This window comes from Pseudomonas sp. PDM01 (assembly GCF_014852325.1).
GTDB classification, from domain to species: Bacteria; Pseudomonadota; Gammaproteobacteria; order Pseudomonadales; family Pseudomonadaceae; genus Aquipseudomonas; species Aquipseudomonas migulae.
On record NZ_JACVBK010000025.1, the window covers coordinates 1 to 584 of the forward strand.

The 584-nt window shown below is 47.1% G+C and carries 2 tRNA genes and 1 rRNA gene; all 3 read left to right on the plus strand.

Going from position 1 to position 584, the window contains the following annotated elements:
* A 16S ribosomal RNA gene (locus tag IB246_RS28570) occupies positions 1-64 on the plus strand; the annotation flags it as partial.
* An 82-nt stretch (positions 65-146) separates the two neighbouring features.
* Positions 147-223 (plus strand) — tRNA-Ile (locus IB246_RS28575).
* Between the two features lie 28 nt (positions 224-251).
* A tRNA-Ala gene (locus IB246_RS28580) sits at positions 252-327 on the plus strand.
* Positions 328-584: the final 257 nt, after the last annotated feature.

Below are 584 nucleotides of genomic sequence, written 5' to 3' on the forward strand. Positions count from 1 at the left end.
CATGACTGGGGTGAAGTCGTAACAAGGTAGCCGTAGGGGAACCTGCGGCTGGATCACCTCCTTAATCGACGACATCAGCTGCTCCATAAGTTCCCACACGAATTGCTTGATTCATTGAAGAAGACGATAAGAAGCAGCCCGAAATTGGGTCTGTAGCTCAGTTGGTTAGAGCGCACCCCTGATAAGGGTGAGGTCGGCAGTTCGAATCTGCCCAGACCCACCAATTTTTGTGTGGGATCCTGTAGCAATACGGGGCCATAGCTCAGCTGGGAGAGCGCCTGCCTTGCACGCAGGAGGTCAACGGTTCGATCCCGTTTGGCTCCACCACTACTGCTTCTGATTGTATAAAGCTTAGAAATGAGCATTCCATCGTGATGGTGGTGAATGTTGATTTCTAGTCTTTGGCTAGATCGTTCTTTAAAAATTTGGGTATGTGATAGAAAGATAGACTGGATAGCACTTTCACTGGTGTTTATTCAGGCTAAGGTAAAATTTGTGAGTTTAATCGCGAATTTTCGGCGAATGTCGTCTTCACAGTATAACCAGATTGCTTGGGGTTATATGGTCAAGTGAAGAAGCGCATA